Below are 21,656 nucleotides of genomic sequence, written 5' to 3' on the forward strand. Positions count from 1 at the left end.
TGACGGCGCCTGTCGCGGATAGCCAAAGGTCGTCAGACCCGCTGTTCAAAACAAGCGCTCGCGCGGATAGCCAAAGGTGCCGGCCTCCGCCATCAGGTTTGGAGGTCGCGCACTTGAGCACGGAGATACCGCAATCCTCGTCCCAACCCGGCATGGCCGAGCGTGCCATCGATACGGCAGCGGATGTCTCCCGCACGATCGGTGAAGTCGCGGGCGGCTTGCACGCGGCCGTCGACCGCTTCACCTCGACCATCGAGGAATCGCGCAAGCCCGGCGGCGCCCTCGCGACGGTCGCGGCGATCACGCGCGAAGCGCCGCTTGCCAGCCTGTTCGTGGCTTTCCTCTTTGGCGTCGCGGTCGCGCGGCGGCGTTAGCTTTCTGCGACCGCCCCTTCGGTGAGACTGTCCTCCATCTGGACGAGCTCGGCGCTGCGGTTCGGCCCCAGCCAATGTGCTGAGGGCGCTATTCGTCGCATTGCTGAGGTGGCACCTGCACACGGCAGCGTTCGCGCTTAAGGTCGAATGCTGAGCCCGGTCGCGCAAGCCTTCGCCAAGCGCGTTCGCGACGTCGCCAAGCCACATGCTCAAGGCAAGGCGGGCACGGCCACTAGCAGCTTACCTACGCGAACAGCTTAACGTGCCAAGTCACCGCCAATGGTCAAATGAGCACGGTTCGCGTCCGGTCCACCACCCATTGCGGTCGTCGGTTGACTCGCCGTCAATCTGAGTGGTTAGGTCATGCCGTCACAGTTCAATGGCTGAGTCGAACCGGTGGTCACTGCACGAAAGAAGAAGCGCGCCGACATTCCGGCTCGCGACCGAATCCTTGAAGCAGCAACCAGACTGTTTACCCAACGTCGGTTCGACGAGATCTCAGCGGAAGATATTGCCCGCGAAGCGGGCGTGGCCCATGGACTCACGTTCCACTACTTTGGATCGAAGTCCAAGCTTTACGAGGAAATTTCACAAGCTGCCGCCGACCGGCTGGACCGTATTCATCTGCAGGCGACACTCACGGGGTCGGGTCCCGAAAAGCTCCGCAGCTTCTTGGTCGCGCATATGGAGGAGGTCTATCGACGCCGAGTCGATTACGTTTTCCATTCGCGCGGCGGTGGGACTGCGGCAATCCAGGACATTTGGGAACGTTCGCGCAGCCACGGAATTCGGCTGGTCCTGGGCTTCTATGGCGTGACTGCGCCCTCGCTCGAACTTGCTGTCGCGACGCGGGCCTGGCTCGGCTATTTCGATGAGCTCGTTCTGGCCTGGGTTCAGGGACAGATCTCGAACAAGGCGGCCATCGTCGAGATGGCTTTTCGGCTTTTCCCGCTTGCGGTTGCCAACGCCGAGCTTCTTGGCGAAAAGAATCTTCCATCCGTGTGACAGAGGGTTGATGGCGCATACCGCGCCGCGTCATTGACTGTCAGTCAAAATTATATTGACTGTCAGTCAAAGTTGCGCTTGGTTCTCGGTCGCGAAAAATAATTCAGGGCGATCGGGAGGAGGTCTCATGGAGACCGAAGTGGCAATTGTCGGTGCCGGACCGGTGGGTCTGACGGCTGCCGGCTTGCTGGGTTCGTTGGGCGTGAACACGATCCTCATCGAACGAAATGCGTCGACATCGGCTCATCCGCGGGGGCATGTGGTCAACGCGCGTACGATGGAAATATTCCGATCGATCGGTTGCGACGAGCCAGTAGCAAAGGCCGGTTTGCCTCCAGAGCGCAACGCGGGAGTCTCGTTCCTGTCCCGGCTGATAGGACCGGATATCGCGGTATTGGCGACGCGGGGCATTCCCGACCGCGACCGGGCCCATCAAGCCGCCAGTCCGAGCCGCAAGACGTCATGCCCTCAAGACGTGCTTGAGCCGATCTTGGTTGATGTCGCGCGAAGCTTTGCGCCCGTCAAATTGCTGTTCTCGACCGAGCTCAAAGAACTCGCGTCCCGACCTGATGGTGTGCGGCTCGAATGTCGGCAGGGGGCCGGCGACCTCATGATCGACGCGCGCTACGTGGTTGCCGCGGACGGCGCGCGCAGCTTCGTGAGGGAGCGCCTCGGCATCGGGATGACGGGACGAGGACGAATCGGCCGGCAGATCGGCATCTACTTCGAGGCCGACCTATGGGAGTTCGTCGAAAAGCGGCCTTACCTGCTGTGGTGGATCTACAACGCCGCGACATGCGGAGTGCTCATTGCTCTCGATGGCCGACGACGTTGGACGTACAATTTCGCCTTCGATCCAGACCAGGAAAGCGTCGAGTCGTTCACGACCGAGCGCTGCGAAGCGATCGTTCGCGCAGCCATCGGCTCGAACGACGTTCCGCTCGAGATCCATAGCATCCTGCCGTGGAGAATGCAGGCTCGCCTTGCGGACCAGTTCAGCAAAGGTCGGGTCTTCATCGCGGGGGACGCCGCCCATCCGCTGCCGCCGACGGGCGGGCAAGGAATGAACACCGGCATTGGTGACGTGCACAATCTGGCGTGGAAATTGGCCTTCGTGTTGCGCGGCAACGCTCCGGCCTCGCTTCTCGAAAGCTATAACGAGGAGCGCCGTCCTGTCGCTCAGACCAATATCGAGCAGAGCGTTCACAACGCAATGAAGATGGCGGAGAGTGGTCTCTCCGGGATGGCAACGCACGACAGCCCGATCGCCAAGATGCTCGAGGGCCCGGATTCCGCCGCAGCGGAGCGTCACATTCGGGACGTGATCCCGAGCCTTCGCGAGCATTTTGACTACATAGGTCAGACATTCGGCCAGGCCTATTCCTCCCGATGGATATCGCCTGACGGGACGTCGGCTCCGCCCTTCCGCATTGAGCAGTACGAACCGGTCGCCTGTCCCGGACACCGAGCACCCCATCTCTGGCTGCAAGGACCAAGCGGAAGATTGTCGACCGTCGATCTTGCCGGTGCCGGCTACTTCTTGATGCTGACGACGCCCGGCGCAGAAGATTGGCGGCGCGCCTTTGCGAAGGTTTCCGCAGAGCTTCATGTTCCAGGGCGCTCCTGCAGCATTGGCGCGGGCGGCGATTACATCGATCAAGACGGACTCTTCGCCCAATCGTACGGCATCGGTCCGCGAGGGATGGTCCTGATCAGGCCCGACGGCTACGTAGCCGCGCGTAGTTTCAACGCCGTGCCCGATCCAGAAAAATTCGTCGAACGTGCTCTTGGAACGGCATTGGCGGGAGCGGACATCAGAAGCGACGAGGAGCCGTCCGCCGCTTGAGAGCAACGCAAATCACGACATCAACAATAATGCCAGGGAGGACTCTATGAACAAGGGAATGCAGTACGCAGGACGAATATTGAGTCTTGCGATGATCGCTCTGGGCGCCCTGCACGGCTCCTCGCCAGCGCTCGCACAATCGCCGGTCCCGACAACGATTGCCTTGCCGGCTCAATCCCTCCTATTCGCGCCGCTCTACATCGCGCAGGAGCGCGGCTTCTTTCGCCGACATGGGATCGAGCCGAAGGTCATCTATGTCGCCGGTCCCGGCGTCATCAACGCGATGCTCGGCAAGAGCGCAGACTTCTCGTTGATCTCGGGAGGCATCCAAATCGCGGCCGCGGCCCGAAATCAAAAGCTCGTCGCGATAGCCAATACACAGGATCGCTTCACGACGGATATCGTGATCCGCGACGCGGTAGCCAAAAAGCTGGAAATAGCGCCGAACGCGGACGCAACGGCGAAAATCCGCGCTTTGAAAGGACTCACGATCGGGGTCGACGCAATCAATGGTCTGCCCCACAGTTTCCTGCGGTTTGTCGCGGTCAAGGCGGGAATGAACCCGGAAACCGATTTCACGATTACCGCGCTACAGCCACCCGCGATGGTCGCGGCGCTCAAGGCGGGTACGATCGACGCCATGGTGTTCTCGCCTCCGTTCTCTCTTCTGGCCGTCAAAGAAGGGGGTATTCGATGGCTGTCGGGGCCGGAAGTATCTCTCCCCGAGTTGAAGCCCTTTCCATATAACGTCGTTCTGGTTCGGCCGGGCTACTGCGATACCGAAACGGTGCGCTGTCAGGGATTCGTGGCGGCTCTGAAGGACGCGATCGCGTTGATGAAAGCGGACCGCTCCGCGAGTCTGGAGGCGCTCGGCAAGTCATTCGACAAGATGGAGCCTGATATCCTGAAGGCATCCTACGAGGTGTTTGCCCCGTTCGCTCAGCCGGACATGAAGCTGACCAGCGCGATGCTGGACAACGTCATCGCCTTCGATCGGATCAGCGGAATCATTCCTCCGGACGCCAAACTGCCCCCCGAGTCGGAACTTTATTCAACAGCGTTCACTCCGTAGAGGGACCGCGGAATAGAACCCATGAGTAGAGCAACCTTCGATAGATTCGGGTTCGGAGCCATGCTGCTGCTTGTGTGGCAAGCAGCAAGTGTCTGGACTGGGCCCGAGTTGATAAGTTCGCCGCTTCTCGTTGGGCAGCAGCTGTATCTGTGGTCGCTCAACGGCGTCCTGGGTGCCAACGCAGGCTATACGTTGCTGGCTGCCGTCCTCGGATTTGTTGTCGGCGGATTGCCGGGCGTGGTGCTTCCGTTTGTCCTGCGGAAACGGCCGTTCGTGACGGCGGTGCTCGATCCATTCATTTTGATTGGATACGGGCTGCCCAAAGTCGCATTCATTCCCCTCTTCATCATTTGGTTTGGAATCGGCATCTGGAGCAAAGTTGCACTCGTCGCGAGCGTCAGCTTCTTCCTCGTGTTCTTCAGTACGATGGAAGGCGTTCGAGGCGTCGATCCTCGCCTGCTCCGGATGGCAAAGGTTGCTGGTGCGAGTGAAGCGCAGTTGTTGCGCACCGTCGTCTGGCCTTCTGCTTTGCCGTTCATTTTTCAGGCCGTGCAGGTCACGCTACCTCTTTCGATTGGCGGAGCAGCCATTGCCGAACTGATCTCCTCGAACCGCGGATTGGGGTATCTTGTTCAATTTTCTGCGGGGAATTTCGAAGTCACGGGCGCGCTCGCCGCCGTAACTGCTCTCGCGCTAGTCGTAACCATCACCAACGTCGGCATCGATCGTTTGCACGACCGCCTGCTGGCTTGGAAGGGTTCTCATTCCAAAGGCGTTAGTTCGGGAAGCCTCACATGAGACAGAATGGTAAGCCGCTCCTGGATGTCTGCAATCTTGGCAAGCGATTCCAAGGGCAGAGCAAAGACGGAATTCGCTGGGTCGTAGAGGGAATGTCGTTTGCGCTCTACGAAGGTGAATTCGTCACGCTGATCGGACCCTCAGGCTCCGGAAAATCGACGTTGCTCAATATGATCGCGCAGATCGATATTCCTTCGAAAGGGGAGATATTGTTTCGCGGCGAAGTCATCAACGACTCGAGCCGCAGCAGGCCTTCTCCGGGATGCGGCGGTCGCATCGGATATGTGATGCAAGACGATAATCTCTTGCCCTGGCGGACTCTGCGGGAAAATGTCGAGTATCCGCTCGTTGTCCAGGGTCGACTCAACAGCGAGACCAGGGCGCGCGTCGACGAGTTGATCGATACTGTGGGGCTAGGTGGCTTCGAAGGGTATTACCCACACCAACTTTCCGGCGGCATGCGCAAGCGCGCGTCCATCATCAGAACGCTGGCCTACGATCCGCCCGTCATCCTGATGGACGAACCATTCGGGGCGCTCGATGCCGAATCTCGGCTCCATATTCAGTCGGATCTCGTCAAGTTGTGGCAACGAGGAGAGAAGACGATCCTGTTCGTCACCCACGACATCAATGAGGCGATCGCCCTTGGAGACCGGACGATCACGCTGACGAAGTCGCCCGCTTGCGTTCGAGGCGAACACGTCATCGATATCCCACGCCCCAGAGCACTCGATAGCATCGTGACCGCACCGCAGTTCCCGGGCTTGTTTAGCCGAATCAGGGCGCAAGTCTGATGCCGAATTCGTCAGCTATCTCGGCAGGTCGGTCGCAGATGGCGATCGTTCCGTCGCCATTAATCATCGCGCGCACGGCGGTCGCGGTCGTGCTGGTTGGCATGTGGCTCGCCGCCGCGCGGGCGTATCCGACGCTTGTGGCGACGCCGCAAGCCACTCTGCAGAGGGTTATCGAGCTGATCTCGAATCGAGAACTTTTCCCGATGATGGCGACGACCGCCGCAGAGGCCGGCATAGGCCTCATGCTGGGAGCGGGTCTCGGTGTCGTCCTTCCCTTTCTCGTCCAACTGTCCGAGCGGCTTCGGATGGTCGTCGAGCCGTTCGCCCGAACCGCCGTCGGAATTCCCAAGCTGGCGCTGAGTCCCATCCTCATCCTGTGGTTCGGCATTGGCCTTGGTTCGAAAATCGTGCTCGTCGCGTTGATGACGTTCTTCCTGGTGTTCGTCGCGACGGCCGCCGGAATACGATCCATCGGCCCGAACCTCGTCCAGACAGTTTCGATCTTCGGCGCAAGCAGGATCGAAGTGGCGCGCGAGGTGATATTTAATAGTGTCCAGCCGTTTGTGTGGGCGGCGCTGCGGGCCGCGCTTCCATGGGCCATCAATGCCGCGCTTGTCGGCGAGTTTCTCGCGGCCGAGAACGGCGTGGGTCATTACATCGAGCAATCCTACAACTCTGTGGACATTGCGGGCGTCTATGCCGGCATAACCTTGATCGTACTCATCGTCTTCGCGTCCGACGCAGTGCTTATGGCCTTGCAGCGGCGATGTCTTGCGTGGCGTCCGGTCGATCAGGATGTCGTTTTGCATTAATCGGGAGACAAATGATGAAGCTCTACTTTGCGCCCGGCGCCTGCTCGATCGGCATTCACTATCTGCTGCAAGAAATCGGGTGCCGTTTCGAACTGCGGAAAGTCGATATCCGCAATGGCGAGAATTTTCAGGCCTGGTACACGGCAGTCAATCCGAAACGCAAAGTGCCCGCGCTCGAACGTGCAGACGGCTCGGTGCTCACCGAATTCCCGGTGATCGCGCGATATCTCGCCGAACAGACGCCTTCCGCGGGCCTGGTGCCGTCTGACCCGGAGACGCTTCTGAGCGCAAGTGAGCTGACCGAGTTCATCGTTTCGACCATCCACATGCAGGGCTTCTCGCGCGCGTTTCGTCCGGACAAGTTTGCGATGGCTGAAGAAGACCACGAGGCGACGCGGGCGCGTGGGCGAGAGATCATCCAAGAGGGATTTCTCGTCGTCGATCGTCACCTGCGACAGAACACAGCGCCGTCATTCGCCGATGGCGCGCTCTTCTACGTTCTTTTCTGGGCTTGCGAGCGTCTCAAGCTCGAAGTCCCGGCGGCGTGCGCCGCTCGGTGGAGCGAATTCAAGTCCCGGCCATCCACGCAACGCGTATTCGCAGCAGAAGGAATAGCCCTTTAGGCCTGCGCGACCGGCGCCGAAAATTAGGCAACGCATCGAACTTGGGAAACGGCGGAGGACACGGTTCATGGCACTCGAATCATTGGGCTACGTCGGCGTAGAATCGACCAGGCTTGAGGACTGGGAGGGCTTCGCGACGCGCCTGCTCGGTATGCAGAAGGTCGACGCAGCCGCCAAGGTTCGGGCGTTTCGCATGGACGATCGACAGCAGAGGCTCGTCGTGACCGGCGCTGAAAGTGACGGTCTCGGCTTCCTTGGCTGGGAGGCCGAAAGCAAGGCGGATCTCGACGAGTTGGCAGCTCGTCTGGATAACGCCGGCGTGGCTGTCGCCAAGGGCACGCGCGCTCTTGCGGACGAGCGCCGTGTCGCGGATCTCATCACGTTTCGCGATCCGGGGGGCCACCGGGTGGAAGTGTTTCACGGGCAGGAGATCTCGCCCGACCCGTTCAAGCCAGGTCGGCCCATCTCGGGCTTCAAGACCGGCCCTCTCGGGATGGGTCACGTCGTGATGAACGTCGCCACGGTGGACGATCTGTTGCCGTTCTACCGCGATCTGTTGGGCTTCCGCATCACCGATTATGGCCTGTCGCCATACCCGCTCTACTTCCTGCATATCAACGGACGCCACCATAGCTTTGCCATGGTCGGCTCGGGCAAACGCAGTTTCCACCACTTCATGGTCGAGATGCAGAGCTTCGACGATGTGGGGCAAGGCTATGATCTCGCCCAGCTCGAAGAGGGGCGCATAGCCTATACGCTCGGTCGGCACACGAACGATCACATGACATCATTCTATGCGCACACCCCGTCCGACTTCTTCGTGGAGTACGGCTGGGGCGCGCAAGTGATCGACCCCGCGACATGGCAGCCTTTCGAAACCTTTGATGGCCCGAGCCTATGGGGGCATGAGCGACTGCACCTTCCGGAGGAGCAGCGAGCTCGCATGCGCAACATGCGACTGGATGCTGCAGCCCGTGGCATCCGGGTCCCGGACCCGAACTGCGCCTGGCTCGCCTCGGTCGTGGCCCAAGAGTCGGTAGTGGACCAGGAGTAGTAGCTGAGCGCGCACCGTCATTGGACGCCGAATACCAGATGTTGACCCGCGCGACGTGCTCGCCAAAACATCCAGCCTCCATTCGCAGTGCTGGCGTCAGCGCGCAGGCGAAAGCCGCTCGCTCAAGCGGCGCTGACAGTCTGGAGTTCAGCCACCAGGCACTGTTTCTCAAACGCCTCGGCAGGCATCGGACGGCCGAAGAAATAGCCCTGCCCTTCCTCGCATCCCAAGCTGACCAGGAAGTCGGCCGTTGCTTTGTTCTCGATGCCTTCGGCCACGACCGTGAGGCCGAGCTGCTTGCTGAGACCGATGGTCGAGCCGACGATCGCGGCATCGTCGGAATTGGCGAGCAGACCAAACACGAACGACCGGTCGATCTTGAGCCCGTCGAGCGGAAACTTCTTCAGATAGCTCAGGCTCGCGTAACCGGTGCCGAAATCATCGAACAGGACCCGGACGCCGAGATCCTGAATCCGCTTGAACATGGCCAGCACGCGGCGCTCGTCATGAAGCAGGATGTCCTCGGTGACTTCGATTTCGAGAAGCGACGACGTCAGCCCGGTCGTCTCGAGCAGTGCTGCGACCGAATGCGCGAGATCGCCGGATTGGAGTTGTGAGGGCGAGAGGTTGATGGCGACGCGCACGTTGTTGCCGGACAATTCCCAGGCTCGCGCCTGACGGCAGGCCGTCTCCATCACCCAGTTCGCGATCCGCTCGGACAGGGCCGATGTGTTGACCACCGGCATGAATTCGGCCGGCGAGACGTAGCCGCGCACCGGATGGCGCCAGCGGATGAGCGCCTCGGCTCCGACCAGGCTGCCGTCGACCAGGCGAACCTGCGGCTGGTAGAACAGCTCGAACTCGCCGCGATCGGCGGCAAGCGCCAGCTCGCTCTCCAGCGTCAACCGGTTCTCCAGCTCCTGCCTGATTGCGGTTTCGAACAGAACATGGCCGCCGCGCCGCGTCGCCTTGGCGCGGCTCAGCGCGAGATGGCCGTTGCTCAGGAGATCGTCGGCGGTTTGCCCGCCTTCCGGATAGACGGCGACGCCAACGCTGATCCTGATGCGGTGCTGCCGGGCGCCGGCCGCGAGGGGGGCCTCGAAGGCCCGCGCGATGCGCTCGGCGAAGGTCGCGACCGGTTCGTCGATATCCGCACAAGCGAGCGCGATGGCGAATTCGTCGCCGCTGAGCCGGGCGATGGTCGCCTTGCCATCGGCTTCGGCGCGGAGCCGCTCGGCGACTGCGCGCAGCACGAGATCGCCCGAGGAGTGCCCGAGCATGTCGTTGATCTCCTGGAAGCCATCGAGCCCGAGCACGAGCAGAGCAACGCCGGACGACTGCCGCTCCGCCGCAGCGATCAGGTCGGTGAGGCCTGTGTGCAGCATATTCCGGTTGGCAAGACCCGTCAGCACGTCATGTTCGGCCAGATATTGAATGCGTTCGGCCTCGCGCTTGCGGACCGAGATATCGCGCAGGATCGCGCCGTATTGAAAGCCGTCCGTTCCCTGCCAGCCCGAGAAGCTCGCCTCGACGGAAAAAGTCTCACCATTCTTGCGCCGGCCCTCGAACTCGACCACGACCGCCCCGCCTGGAACCAGGAGCGCCTGGCGCGCGGCGTCATGCATGGACGATCTGGCATCGCCGTCCACCGGCACAGCGCACAGCGTTTCGAACGGGCGGCCAATCATCTCGGCCGGCGTGTAGCCGAAGATCGCGCTCGCGCCGGGATTCCAGACTGTGATCCGGTGATCCTCGTCGGTGCAGACGAGACCATCGCCAAGCGACATCGCGATGCGGTGAAAGCGGCTCTCGGCGATACGCCCCAGCAGGCCACGGAAATCGATTTCATCCAGCGCGATCGCGGTCAGATAAGCGATGATCGCAATATGAAATAGCGACGTGTCGATGACGAGGGGCCATCTTGCCTGCACGAGGATCGCGGCCAATCCCATGGCTGCCCCGGAAGCGACCAGCGCTGCGACGCGAATCCCCGGCCCGAAGCGCCGCCACGAATACATCATCAGCAGGCAGAGCACGCCCAAGCCCAGGATCATGCCGATATCCGAGGTCCAGCGCAGCATCCGGCCCTGAAGGATGGATTCCGCGGCCAGTGCCTGGAGCACCGGCCCCGAGACGATCTTGCCGTTGGGAACGCTGAAGCGGTCGCCAAGCTCGAGCGCGGTGGCCCCGACGATGATCTTCTTGCCTCTCACTTTGTCGAGCGCAGCAGGATCGCCGCGCAGCACGTCGATATAGGAGACGGTCGGAATGGAGGCCGCGCGAATGCTGAAATCGATCAGGAAGGGCGGCCGTCGGTTGGCGTCCTGGCCGGCCAGCACGACCGCCATCGAGGGCAACAACTCATCCCCGAGCTTCTCGGCGACCGGGTAGCGGCGAACGCGCCCGTCGGATTCGACTGCGACGTTCACGACCGCCGGCCACGACTGGTTGCTGAACGGCTTCAGCGGACGATTGACGTGGGCCGCGCCGCCGTTCGGCGTCGGCTGCTTGAAGGACGGCAGGATCGTCGAGCCGCCGGCATCGCGAAGGGCCTTGACGAAAGCCTCGTCGGAGGCTGGATCCGACGGCGTGCTGAAATCGACATCGAACGCGATGTCTCCCGAGCCCGCCGCCTCGAGTCTCCTCAACAGGTCCGCGTGAAGCCGGCGCGGCCAGGGCCACACGCCGATCTGATCGATGGATGGTGCGTCGATGGCCACCACCACGACCTTGCCGCTGGCGTCCCGCGGCTGCCAGGCGAACCGCAGATCGGTGAGCGCGTTGCGAAGTGCGCCATGCCATCCCGTGGACAGCACGATCGCAAGCGCGATCACAACCAGGATATGCGGCCGATAGCGTTTCACTCCGATCCTCCCCCGTCCCCGCTTCTGCGGGCACGCCCCTCATCCCCTAGGAAATCGCCTCAGCGTCTGCCGTAGCCGTGACCATTGCTGCCATTGCCGCCACCATTGCCGCCGCCATTCCCGTTGTTGCCCCTGCCGTTGCCGGTGGCGCCGTTGTTGGCATGGCCGCTGCCGCCGTGAGCGTTATTGCCGCCGTTGCCGTTGTTACCGTTATTGCCGTTATTGCCGTTATTGCCGTTGTTTCCGTTGTTTCCGTTGTTTCCGTTGTTTCCGTTGTTGCCGCCATTGCCGTTGTTGTGACCGGAATTGCCGTTGCCACCGGCGTTTCCGTTGTTGGCGCGCGGGGCATCGCTGGATGCGCCGGCTGTCATTGCGGCGATCGTGGCGTTCACGCTGGCGGGCCCGCCAGCTGCCGCGCCACTGGATGCGGCCGGGCTGGCCTTGCCATCGTTCCAGACCGTCTGGCTGTCCGCCCTGGCATTCGCATTACGCGCCTGCCCTGGCGGAACGCCGCCGTGGGCGAGGCCGCGCGTCGCCTTGTGGACGTTCAGCTTGACCTCCCCCAGCGCGGTCGAAATGCGCACGGCTCCCGCCCTGGGGGCATGCCCCGCGGCCGCCTGCCCCGATGCCTTGGGTGCACCGGCTGCCTTGCCGCCCTTGTCGACCGGGCCGAGTGCATGGATGGATTGACCGCTCGCGGCATTGCGCGGCGCCGTCAGTCCCGATCTCGGCACTTGGACACGCTCGATCGTCGGGGCGCGCGGCTTGCCCTGCTCGATCGGACTCAGCTTTCCTGGGCCGCTCAGACTAAGGCCCGGCTTGCCCTGTTCGAACACCGTAGCCGCTTGTCCCGGCATGACCTGGGCAATCTGCCCCGTCCTGAAGTCGGAGACCTCGACCTGGCCGCGGAGCACGCCGACCTTGGTGCTGCCCGCCTCCACCGTGACGCTGAACTGGGTTCCCTTGACCACGGCCGCGAGATAAGGCGTCTCGACCTCGAAGTGCTTGACGTTGCGCTTCTCGACCTCGAGCAGGATCGAACCCGCCTGCTGGATGATGGTGGTCGAGAGGCCCTCCTTCTTCTCGGCCGGCAAGCCGACCACCGAGTTCGGAGAGATCAGGATCGTTTCCTCGCCGCGGACCAGCAGCACCCGGCCATTGCGGCCGGTGCGGATGGTATTGCCGGGCTTGAGCGTCTCGTCCCGGTTCAGCGCGACCTGTTGCGCGCCGTCGGTCGCGACCCACACTTCACCGGTGGCCTTGCTGATCGACCAGACACCGTCCTCCGCAGCGAACGCGCCGGGAGCCGTTCCAAGAGCCAGCGCCACGACGGCACACCGCATTCCAATTCTGTCGAGCATGACGATCCTCAGTCTGCGTTACAGCCAGATCTGAGGGGTATCCGAAATCACTCAAGAGAGGATTAGCAGGAAGCGGCCAGTGGAGCGGCGCCATTAACCAATCATTGACCTTAAAAAACTATGAAAAATCATGAGGCTAACGACCCCCTCCCGTCCCTCGGCAATTCCTCCGTCAAACTACGGGGAAAGTTTCGCCGCGCGCGCCGGAAAGCGGCATCTCGTTACCGCAATGGCCTTGCTGGTCCTGATTTTTGCCGGAGCTCTCCAAGCGTTCGCACAACAGGCGAACCAGCCGGGCTTCGATCCGCGCCAGCCCGAGAAATACTTTGAAAACCAAACCGAACGGGAAAAACTGAACCGCCCGCCGGTCAGCCTGCCGACGGTTGGCCAACCCGATACCCGCGGCGATACCAAGCCGCAATTCGTCCTGCGCGGCGTTAACGTCAGCGGCGCCCACGCGGTTTCCCGCGACCGTATTGCCGCAGTCTATCAGCCGTATCTCGGCAAGAGGGTCTCGCAGGCGGATCTCGCCGGGATCGCCGGCGCGATCAGCGAGCTCTACCGCGCCGACGGCTTCCATCTCAGCCGGGCGATCGTGCCGCCGCAGGACATTGCCGACGGCCGGGTCCGGATCCAGGTGATCGAGGGCGCCATCGTGCAGGTCGAGCTGAAAGGCGACGGCGCCGAGCAGTTCGGCGTCAGGCCGATGCTCGGGCCGGTTCTCGCCGAGCAGCCGTCGCGGCTCCCGACACTCGAGCGCCAGCTCTTCCTCATCAACGCCAGGCCGGGCGTTCGGATCACCGACAGCGCGCTGGAGGAGATCGGCAGCGGGTCCGGACGCTTCCGTCTCACCGTCTATTTGAAGACTTGGCACGTCTTCTCCTCGTTCGGCTTGGACAATCTCGGATCATCCTCGGTGGGCCCGTGGCAGACCTACGCCACCGGCGCGTTCAACTCCTACCTCACGCCCGGAGACACGCTGGCCGTCAACCTGTCGACCATTGCCAACGATCCTCGCCAGCTCGGCTTCGCACGGCTGTCGTATGACGCGCCCGTCGGCGTCGATGGCCTACGTCTCGGCGCTTCCGTGCTCTACAGCGCGGTCCGGCCGGGCGATGCCCGCCGCCTCGACAGCGACATCACGACGACCGAGGCCTTCGAGCTGCGCGCCAGCATTGTTCCGCTGCAGTCGCAATCCTCCACGCTCACGCTGACTGCGGCGACGAGCTTCAGCAATGTGTCCGAGCATGACCTTTACGGCCCCTGGTACAACGACCACATCAGGACCGCGAGCCTGACCGCCGACTACAGGCTGCAGGACCGCTTCGGCGGCACCAGTTTCGCGACGCTGATCTACCGCCAGGGCCTCGATGTCTTCGGTGCCTCGCATTTCGACGACGATCTGTTGTCGCGCGACGGCGCCTCATCGAACTTCTCGGTGCTGAACCTCTGGTTCACGCGCTACCAGACGCTCAGCGATGCCTGGTCGCTCAAGCTCGCGGCAGCGAGCCAGACGGCGTCGCGGCCGCTGTTCACCTCGCAGCAGTTCTATCTCGGCGGTGCGGCCTTCGGCAGGGGTTACGGCGCAGCCGAAATTAGCGGCGACAATGGCCTCGCCGGCTCATTTGAGCTGCGCTTCGATCAGAAGCTCGATTTCCGCTACTGGACCGGCTATCAGCTCTATGCCTTTGGCGACGCTGGCGCCGTCTGGAACGACGGCTACCGTTTGAGTGAAGGCCTATCGCTGACATCGGCCGGAGCCGGTGTGCGCTTCTTCCTGCCAAACGATCTCCAGGCCGATCTCGGCGTGGCCGTGCCGTTGAGCTACCGGGCGCCGGACAATGAACGTCGTAGCCCCCGCTTCTTGTTTACACTGTCGAGCGCATTCCGGCTCTGTCCCGAACGCGGCAGGTCGGGGTGTCTCTGACCAGCCGGTCGTTTGCGCCACTGGACCCCGGCATCCGGCCATTGCGGCCTTGCTCACAGAGTTGCCAAGATTTAATCCCGTAACCTGCTCACGATCGCTCGATCGGAGAGTTCCCGATGACCATATTCAGCCGAACGTGATTTGAGACGAAGCCATGAAGAGGGTGTTTGCGATCCTGGCGTTTCTCTGCGTCCTCGGCGTCGGGGAATATTTCGTCGTCAGCCGGTTCGCCATCCGCCATGAGACTTTGGAGCTGTTCGACGCCTCGCGGCAGCGGCCGATCTCGGTCGAACTGGCGGTGCGGCGCGACTACGAGACCAAGGCCAATCTCGGCCTTTGGAAACTCCCGCTCGCCATCATCAGTAACGGCAACACCGTCAAGGCCACCGAATATTCCTTCCTCGCCAATGTGCTCGCCGCGCGCGGCTATCTGGTTGCCAGCATCCAGCAGGACCTGCCGACTGACCCGCCGCTCATGACCCATGCCGGTCAGCAATATGTCGGCCGGCGTGAGGTCTATATCCGCTGCGAGGCCAACATTCTCTTCGTGCTGGATAAGCTGAAGAGGCAGCAGGAGAACGTCGATTACGATCACATCACCCTCGTCGGCCACTCGAACGGCGGCGACGTCTCCATGTATGTCGCCCATCAGCACCCGGAACTGGTGTCGAAGGTGATCACGCTCGACAATCTGCGGGTGCCTTTCGTGACCAGCGACGGCATGAAGATCCTGTCGTTCCGGTCGAAGGACCCGCATTTTGTGACCGATCCCGGCGTGCTGCCGACGCCGGAAGAAGCCAAGGCGCACGGCATCGACATCGTGCACACCGGCGCACAGCACACGGACATGAGCGATCGCGGCCCCAACGCGGTCAAGCAGAAGATCCAGGAAACGCTCGACCGCTTCCTGCGTGACAGTGCCAGCAGCGCGCTCGCGCCAGCCGATATGAAAAGTCCGATGATCATGAATCCGGGTGACTATTAGCCGGGAACGCTTTGCGGCAGATCAAGGCGGCTCCGAGACGGCAGGATAGAAAAGCCATATGGCCTCGGAGAGACAGGTGTCGCATTCCGTCGAAAGTCTTGATACGAAGGGGCTCGATGCAAGAAGCCTGAGCCTACCGGCGGCGAGAATGCCGGCAGGCGTACGGCATCTCTATCGTTCGGTCCGCAAGCTGCTGCGGTCGATCATCGCCCGCATTGATCTCTCACAATTTCCGGGATCGTGCTGCGGATAGGCTTGGCCGACGGAATGCATGAAGGTTACCCGATGCACCAGCATTTGAGACGACTCTGCCTGATGCTTGCCGTAACCTCGAGCGTTGGCACGTCGCCCGCGCTCGCAGCCGATGCCGATCACGGTGCCGACCTTGCCAAGCGCTGGTGCGCAAGCTGCCATATCGTCGCGAACGGCCAGACCCAGGCGAGCGCCGACGTCCCCTCCTTTGCCTCGATCGCGCGCAGGCCGGACTTCAGCCCGGAGAAGCTCGCCTTCTTCCTGCTCGATCCTCACCCGAAGATGCCGAATTTTCCCTTGAGCCGGACCGAAGCGGGCGACATCGCGGCTTACATCGCATCGCTGCGCTAATGGATGATCCGGAAAAGTGCGCGGCGGTCTTCCGAAAAGCTCAAACAACAATCCAAAGCGCGATGACGATTGTTCCTAATCTCATCGCGCTTGAGTGCCGCGCCGACCACAACACCTGCCACATATATAAATAAAGATCCCTGCCGGAGGACCGACAGGGATCAGCAGAAGAGATGACGGACGGCGAACAAGGTCATTCGGTGGCCCGTCATGGATCTGCGCCCGCATCGAAAAGCGGATCGCCGCGCCACGCAAGTTCAATTTGTGGGCATACTGCGTACAGAATGAGAATCAGGACTTGTCCTTGCCCGATTGCATAAGGCTGCCGGTCATCTGGCGCATGTGATCTCCAGCACTGGTGAACTGGCTGCGCAGGAAATCGGACTGGATTCGCATCGCTTCCTGAAGGTCATTGGCATGAACCAGCTTGCGCGCATGCTCGAAGGCCGACTTCATATTCTGCTCAGTGAAATTCAACGCCTGCTTCGACACCTCCGTCCCCGCGCCCGGAACGGACGACATTGACTTGCTGGCGGCTTCGAAAAACATGCCGAACGCTTTTTCGGCTTGATCAATCGTCTTCTCGGCCAGGTCGCGCAGTTCGGCCGGAACTTCCAGCTTCGGTTCGATCATGGTCGCACTCCTCCCGCTTTCCCGACTGAATACCACACTTGCCGGATCGCCTTCCAGCGGCCAGCCTCGGGGAAACCTCGCCGGGGGGCCCGGCTAGGGCGTGATCCGGCAAAGTGCGCAGCGGCTTTCCGGAAAGATCATGCGCGAAAAGCCTGAAGCGCTATGACAATTCGCCCGAATCTCATCGCGCTTTAAGGCAGGAAATGACGGCACGAGGCCGGACTCAGGACAACGGGCGCTCGGGAAGGGCTTCTTCGGTGGCGAGATCTTCGACCAGCTTGATCACCTCGAAACGCTGTCGCGGTGCGAGCTTCAGGAACGCGCGGAGCAGGCGCAGACTTTCGACCGTGCCGCTTGCGGGCGCGCCGAGCTTGAGGTGCAATTCAGCCGCGAAATTGAGGTTCTTCATCTCGCACCTATGACAAGCGTCAGCCTTCGTGATCTACGCGAGACCGAACGCCGCAGCAAGACGCCACAATAGGACCTATGGCGACAAACTGTCGGCCGGGTGGCCCCGACCAGCCGGCATGCTGAACGACATGCCCCAACAACGCTCAACCACTTGGTTGCAATTATGTCAGGGAACAACCCGTCCGGCAAGTCCGACAGCGAGCGCAGAGATGCTTCGTCTGCATCGCAGCGCGGCAATTCCGGATAACAGGAATATCGGTTGCCGTCACCCACCTGCGTCAAGAAGCGGCATCCATCACGCCAAACAGTCCCGACCGCTGTCGATTGGCACAGCGTTTCGGCTTGTTTCCGACATGAATGCACATTGGCTGCATACGTGCGCTTCTCGGCGCATACACGTAATTGTTGAGTCTGGCCCCAGCGGTTGTATCGGCGACAAATGAACATCGACCTCGAAAGCTGATCTCAGCGTCCCGATCTCGACACGGATGTCGCATCGTCGGTCAGCAGGTCTCGCCCATGAACCATTGTCGATATGCGAGCGACCAAGCCGGTGCGACACGGCCACGCAGATTACGGGCGCCATGGCTGAACTCTTCGATTCGGGCGCGCCTCAGCACCAAGGACGACGGCATGATTTCTCGCTGCGATCTCATCAAGGGCGCCGCGGTCGCGCTTTTCACCCTCTCGATACAAGGCGCATGGGCGCAGGAGACCAAGATGAACCTGTTCAAGATCATCACCGTCAAGGACGAAATCGTGATCGGGTTATCGACAGAGGAGCTCCAGGGGCTCGGCGGCAATGATGCGAGCGCGGTTGCGCACGCGCTTGCGCAGAAGGGCGACCTCACGGTATGGCAGTACAACGTGCATCGTGGCCCGAACGGCGAATTGCAGCAGGCGCCGACCGCCAAGATCGGGCTTCTGGCCAATGCCTCGCTGCGCGTCGAGCCGTACACGACGCCTTATCGGATCGTACCGCACCCATAAGCGACCGACGGTCTTCACCCGCGCCGCTCTGCCCGTCGGGCGCTCGTTTCCGTCGCAAAGCCGTAGATCAGCGCCAGCCGGTCCAGACATTCGCGAAAGCGCCGCGCAAAATAATCGTTCCAGCGCTGCGTCCGAACGGCGCGACGCGCGCCGATCTGATCCATGGTCAGGCCCAGGATCAGCACGTCGTGCACCAGCGCCGCGCCGTCGGTGCCGAGCTCGCGCTCGACCCGATTCAACCGAAACACCGCCTGGCGCTGGCTCTCGGTGACGGGGTCGCGCGTGCGCGTGCCGTCGACATATTCCCGGGTCGGGTCCACCGCCTGAGGCCCCCGCTCTGCCCTCTCCCAATCGTTCTGGAAGGCACGCCCGCCGCGGTATTGCGCCTCGTCGATCTGGTGGTGTGCGTGCAGCCGCCCCAGCGGGTCGCCACGGATCGACCGGATGGCCAGGATCTTCTCACCGGCATCGAGCGCCAGCGGATTGTCGATCTCGACCTCTGCCACTTCGGCATTGAACGGCACCTCGCGGGACCGCCGATCGTAGATCTTGGCCAATTTGTAGGACTTGCTGCGTCGGACACGAGCCACTCGGATACTCCTTGCGAAATTGACGACGGAACGGATGGGAGCTCAGGCAGCGGAGACCAGCCTCAGCACGACGGGACCGGGGGCGCGGGCAGACGCCGCACCGGAGCGGCGCGTCAGGCGCGCATGCGGCGCGCAATAGCTGGAGCCTGGCCGGCAGGGATGACCGCAGAAGGCGATTTCCTCCCCGTCCTTGTCGCCGCCATAGGGATAGCGGCAATCGGCCGGCTCGAGCTCGACCAGCTGGATCAGGCGCGGCTGAACGCCGACGCAGCGCAACTTCACCGGCGCCGTAGGCTTCATTGCGGATTTCGGCGGCACGTTCAGGTTCGGCAACACCGCGCGGCGCGGCGAAACCGGAGCCTCGCCCGGCAAATATGGCGTGATCGACGGGCTCGTTATCCATTCCGGGACGACGAGCCCGAGCCGCTTGGCGCGGCCGATTACCGCATTGCGAGTATAAGCCGTTCCAAACCTTGCATTAATTTGTCTTCCGATCTCCGCATAAGACATGCCCTTGCGAAAATAGTCGCGAAGCGCGTCGGAATGCTCCGACGGCCAATAGCCCGGTTCCATGATGCTGTCCTGTGATGCGCTTCCCTCGTCGAGCGACCGGGAGGCGAAACACACATTCCGGTATTCCGAAGCGAGAGTCAAGCAATAATTCTGATATTCATAATTGCATCAATTCCGAATTTCGGATTACAAGAGCCAGGACGGTGCGCAATCGAGGGAATCACCATGTTGGACGTTGCAATGATCGAGCGGGGCCTGGAGAAGACGGGCAAGAGCAAGGGCGGCCTGGCGGCGGCCATGGGCGTGCGCCCCGGCGCGGTCTCGGAGATCCTCGGCGGCGAACGTCTGGTGAAGGCTTCGGAGATCATTCCGATCATGGAATATCTCGAGCTCAATCTCGCGCCGATCATGGGCCGGGTCGGCGCCGGCGCCGTGATCGAGCCGGACTACGAGCAGGTTCCGCCGGAGGGGCTAGGCGACATCACGTTGCCCTTCCCGATCATGGAAGAAACCGTCGCATTCGAAATCGTGGGCGATTCGATGCTGCCCAAATACGAGAGCGGCGACGTGATCGTGGTCTACAAGGATCAGCGCCATCCGCTGTCGAGCTTCTACGGCGAGGAGGCCGTGGTCCGGCTCAAGACCGGCGAGCGCTATCTGAAGACCATCGAGCGGGGGAAGAGTCCGTCCGTCGTCAATCTTACCAGCTTCAATGCCAAGCCGATCGTCGGCGTCAAGCTCGACTGGGTCGGGGAAATCTGCCTGTCGATGCCCAAAGGGCAGCTCGAGCGGCTGCGCGCCAAGTCGGCGCGGCCGCGCAAGAAGAGCAAGTAAGACCAAATTCCGTTTTTCAGAAACAATCCTTGACTTTATTCCGTTTTTCGGAAATACTCTGCCGCGCTCCCGGTGACGGGAGCGCGGCAGGATCGTTTTCATGCAATATTTCGTCGTGATGATCGATTATGGGCGGCGCGGCCGCGAGGCGGTCGTTGATCCCGAAATCACCAGGCGCGAGGTCGTCTCCCGCATCGCCTCGGGCGAATACCAGAATGTCTCGTTCATCCACGAGATCGCGGAGAACTCGGTCGAGGACGTCACCGAGGCCATCCTGACGGAGGCGACCCTGCCCCAGATTCCACCGGAAGAGGTCGACCTCCAGGCAGCCCGCCTCGACCACGCCCGCGATCTGCGCAAGCACGAACGGGCGTGACGCAGGAGAGCCTGCGCCAACGTCCCGGAGCGGATCAGACCGTGAGGACGGTCGATCCCGTCGTCTTGCGTGCGGCGAGATCGGCATGCGCCTTGGCGGCATCCTTCAACGGATAGGTCTGGTGCACCTCGATCTTGACCGCGCCGGACTTGACGACGTCGAACAGCTCGCCGGCCATCGCAACCAGATTTTCGCGCTTCGCGGCGTAGGTGAACAGGGTCGGGCGGGTGACGTAGAGCGAGCCCTTCTGAGCCAGCAGGCCGAGATTGAGCGGCTCGACCGCACCGGAGGACTGGCCGAACAGCGCGGCGATGCCGAGCGGCGCGAGGCAATCCAGCGATTTCAGGAACGTGTCCTTGCCGACGGAATCATAGACCACCGGCACCTTCTTGCCGCCCGTGATCTCGTCCACCCGCTTCACGAAGTCCTCCCGGGTGTAGATGATGACGTGATCGCAGCCATGCGCCTTGGCGAGCTTGGCCTTCTCGTCGTTGCTGACGGTGCCGATTACGGTGGCGCCGAGGTGCTTAGCCCATTGGCTCAGGATCAGGCCGACGCCGCCGGCCGCCGCATGCAGCAGGATTGTGTCGCCGGCCTTCACCCGATAGGTCTGCCGGATCAGATATTGTGTGGTGAGCCCTTTGAGCATCATCGCCGCCGCGGTCTTGTCGTCGACGCCGTCCGGCAGCTTCAGCAAACGGTCGGCAGGGATCAGTCGCGCCTCGGAATAGGCCCCGAGCGGCGAGGCGCCGTAGGCGACACGATCGCCTGGCTTCAGATCGGTGACACCGGGCCCGACCTCCTCGACGATTCCGGCCGCCTCGCTGCCGAGCCCGCTCGGGAGTTGCGCCGGGTACAGGCCCGAACGGTTGTAGATGTCGACGAAGTTAAGTCCGACCGCGGTGTGGCGGATGCGCGCCTCGTCCGGCCCGGGCTTGCCGACGCTGACCTCCTCCCAGACCAGGACTTCCGGACCGCCGGTCTTGTGAAAACGAATGGCATGGGTCATGGGCGTTGCTCCCTTTATCGTTGGTGAAGGTCCGAGAAAGCCGGATTGGCCGCAGAAATAGGCATTCCGTCTGCCCGTTACAGTACAGACACGTAACAAGAATGTCACAGCGAGCGACAAACCCCCGCCGTTCGACCTCCGTTCGAAAAAGTTGATGACGCGCATGAAGCGACCGGCAGTAG

The 21,656-nt window shown here is 62.1% G+C and carries 22 protein-coding genes; 15 read left to right on the top strand and 7 right to left on the bottom strand.

All coding sequences use genetic code 11. The features are described 5' to 3' along the window. The first annotated feature begins 113 nt into the window (after nt 1-113). From K410_RS0126770 to K410_RS0126810, 9 genes are all read left to right on the top strand, one after another. Nucleotides 114-374, top strand: coding sequence for a hypothetical protein (locus tag K410_RS0126770; RefSeq protein ID WP_028137720.1), 261 nt, complete (start codon nt 114-116; stop codon nt 372-374). Between the two features lie 396 nt (nt 375-770). Continuing rightward, nucleotides 771-1,379, top strand: a complete 609-nt coding sequence (locus K410_RS0126775) for a TetR/AcrR family transcriptional regulator (RefSeq protein WP_080672255.1) — start codon at nt 771-773, stop codon at nt 1,377-1,379. A 127-nt stretch (nt 1,380-1,506) separates the two neighbouring features. Further along, on the top strand, nt 1,507-3,225 hold the full coding sequence (locus tag K410_RS37310; protein WP_049820328.1) for an FAD-dependent monooxygenase: 1,719 nt from the start codon (nt 1,507-1,509) through the stop codon (nt 3,223-3,225). A 46-nt stretch (nt 3,226-3,271) separates the two neighbouring features. Further along, nucleotides 3,272-4,297, top strand: a complete 1,026-nt coding sequence (locus K410_RS0126785; protein WP_028137722.1) for an ABC transporter substrate-binding protein — start codon at nt 3,272-3,274, stop codon at nt 4,295-4,297. Nucleotides 4,298-4,357: 60 nt separating this feature from the next. Continuing rightward, nucleotides 4,358-5,095: an ABC transporter permease gene (locus tag K410_RS0126790; RefSeq protein ID WP_028137723.1), complete on the top strand. Its 738-nt coding sequence runs from the start codon at nt 4,358-4,360 to the stop codon at nt 5,093-5,095. Continuing rightward, the gene (locus K410_RS37315) at nt 5,092-5,889 is read left to right on the top strand and encodes an ABC transporter ATP-binding protein (protein WP_049820329.1); all 798 of its coding nucleotides are present in this window, start codon (nt 5,092-5,094) and stop codon (nt 5,887-5,889) included. Before K410_RS0126790 ends, K410_RS37315 begins: the two co-directional genes overlap by 4 nt. A 38-nt stretch (nt 5,890-5,927) precedes the next feature. After that, the gene (locus K410_RS0126800; RefSeq protein ID WP_028137724.1) at nt 5,928-6,701 is read left to right on the top strand and encodes an ABC transporter permease; all 774 of its coding nucleotides are present in this window, start codon (nt 5,928-5,930) and stop codon (nt 6,699-6,701) included. An 11-nt stretch (nt 6,702-6,712) separates the two neighbouring features. Beyond that, nucleotides 6,713-7,324 carry a glutathione S-transferase family protein gene (locus K410_RS0126805; RefSeq protein WP_049820330.1) on the top strand — a complete coding sequence of 204 codons (612 nt, stop codon included), beginning with the start codon at nt 6,713-6,715 and terminating at the stop codon, nt 7,322-7,324. A 67-nt stretch (nt 7,325-7,391) separates the two neighbouring features. After that, nucleotides 7,392-8,378 (top strand): VOC family protein, encoded by a 987-nt coding sequence (locus K410_RS0126810; protein ID WP_028137726.1) that lies wholly within the window; start codon nt 7,392-7,394, stop codon nt 8,376-8,378. A 122-nt stretch (nt 8,379-8,500) separates the two neighbouring features. Here the strand turns inward: K410_RS0126810 and K410_RS0126815 are convergent, their stop codons facing one another. Together K410_RS0126815 and K410_RS0126820 are read right to left on the bottom strand one after the other, a co-directional pair. Further along, complete coding sequence (locus tag K410_RS0126815; RefSeq protein ID WP_028137727.1) at nt 8,501-11,242, bottom strand: EAL domain-containing protein; 2,742 nt, start codon at nt 11,240-11,242, stop codon at nt 8,501-8,503. A 59-nt stretch (nt 11,243-11,301) separates the two neighbouring features. Further along, nucleotides 11,302-12,603 carry a FecR family protein gene (locus tag K410_RS0126820; RefSeq protein ID WP_028137728.1) on the bottom strand — a complete coding sequence of 434 codons (1,302 nt, stop codon included), beginning with the start codon at nt 12,601-12,603 and terminating at the stop codon, nt 11,302-11,304. 130 nt (nt 12,604-12,733) lie between these two features. Between K410_RS0126820 and K410_RS0126825 the strand changes: the two genes are divergently transcribed. The 3 genes from K410_RS0126825 (at nt 12,734) to K410_RS0126835 (ending at nt 16,118) form a co-directional block, all read left to right on the top strand. Further along, on the top strand, nt 12,734-14,530 hold the full coding sequence (locus tag K410_RS0126825; protein WP_028137729.1) for a ShlB/FhaC/HecB family hemolysin secretion/activation protein: 1,797 nt from the start codon (nt 12,734-12,736) through the stop codon (nt 14,528-14,530). Between the two features lie 154 nt (nt 14,531-14,684). After that, nucleotides 14,685-15,515, top strand: coding sequence for an alpha/beta fold hydrolase (locus K410_RS0126830; protein WP_028137730.1), 831 nt, complete (start codon nt 14,685-14,687; stop codon nt 15,513-15,515). Between the two features lie 285 nt (nt 15,516-15,800). Further along, nucleotides 15,801-16,118 (top strand): c-type cytochrome, encoded by a 318-nt coding sequence (locus K410_RS0126835; protein ID WP_028137731.1) that lies wholly within the window; start codon nt 15,801-15,803, stop codon nt 16,116-16,118. Between the two features lie 291 nt (nt 16,119-16,409). Here the strand turns inward: K410_RS0126835 and K410_RS0126840 are convergent, their stop codons facing one another. Both K410_RS0126840 and K410_RS0126845 read right to left on the bottom strand, forming a co-directional pair. Next, entirely contained in the window at nt 16,410-16,751 is a 342-nt protein-coding gene (locus K410_RS0126840; protein WP_028137732.1) for a phasin, read from the bottom strand. Between the two features lie 223 nt (nt 16,752-16,974). Beyond that, nucleotides 16,975-17,160: a hypothetical protein gene (locus K410_RS0126845; protein WP_028137733.1), complete on the bottom strand. Its 186-nt coding sequence runs from the start codon at nt 17,158-17,160 to the stop codon at nt 16,975-16,977. Between the two features lie 635 nt (nt 17,161-17,795). Between K410_RS0126845 and K410_RS0126850 the strand changes: the two genes are divergently transcribed. Continuing rightward, nucleotides 17,796-18,152, top strand: a complete 357-nt coding sequence (locus K410_RS0126850; protein ID WP_028137734.1) for a hypothetical protein — start codon at nt 17,796-17,798, stop codon at nt 18,150-18,152. A 14-nt stretch (nt 18,153-18,166) separates the two neighbouring features. Here the strand turns inward: K410_RS0126850 and K410_RS0126855 are convergent, their stop codons facing one another. After that, nucleotides 18,167-18,742: a hypothetical protein gene (locus K410_RS0126855; RefSeq protein WP_028137735.1), complete on the bottom strand. Its 576-nt coding sequence runs from the start codon at nt 18,740-18,742 to the stop codon at nt 18,167-18,169. A gap of 42 nt (nt 18,743-18,784) precedes the next feature. Beyond that, nucleotides 18,785-19,315, bottom strand: a complete 531-nt coding sequence (locus tag K410_RS0126860) for a GcrA family cell cycle regulator (protein WP_028137736.1) — start codon at nt 19,313-19,315, stop codon at nt 18,785-18,787. Nucleotides 19,316-19,480: 165 nt separating this feature from the next. Between K410_RS0126860 and K410_RS0126865 the strand changes: the two genes are divergently transcribed. Both K410_RS0126865 and K410_RS0126870 read left to right on the top strand, forming a co-directional pair. Continuing rightward, a complete protein-coding gene (locus K410_RS0126865; RefSeq protein ID WP_028137737.1) occupies nt 19,481-20,089 on the top strand; it encodes a S24 family peptidase in 609 nt (202 codons plus the stop codon). 100 nt (nt 20,090-20,189) lie between these two features. Next, nucleotides 20,190-20,465 carry a hypothetical protein gene (locus tag K410_RS0126870; protein WP_028137738.1) on the top strand — a complete coding sequence of 92 codons (276 nt, stop codon included), beginning with the start codon at nt 20,190-20,192 and terminating at the stop codon, nt 20,463-20,465. A 34-nt stretch (nt 20,466-20,499) separates the two neighbouring features. Here the strand turns inward: K410_RS0126870 and K410_RS0126875 are convergent, their stop codons facing one another. Continuing rightward, a complete protein-coding gene (locus K410_RS0126875) occupies nt 20,500-21,474 on the bottom strand; it encodes a quinone oxidoreductase family protein (protein ID WP_028137739.1) in 975 nt (324 codons plus the stop codon). Nucleotides 21,475-21,656: the final 182 nt, after the last annotated feature.

The sequence above is a fragment of the Bradyrhizobium sp. 22 genome (assembly GCF_000482425.1).
GTDB classification, from domain to species: Bacteria; Pseudomonadota; Alphaproteobacteria; order Rhizobiales; family Xanthobacteraceae; genus Bradyrhizobium; species Bradyrhizobium japonicum_B.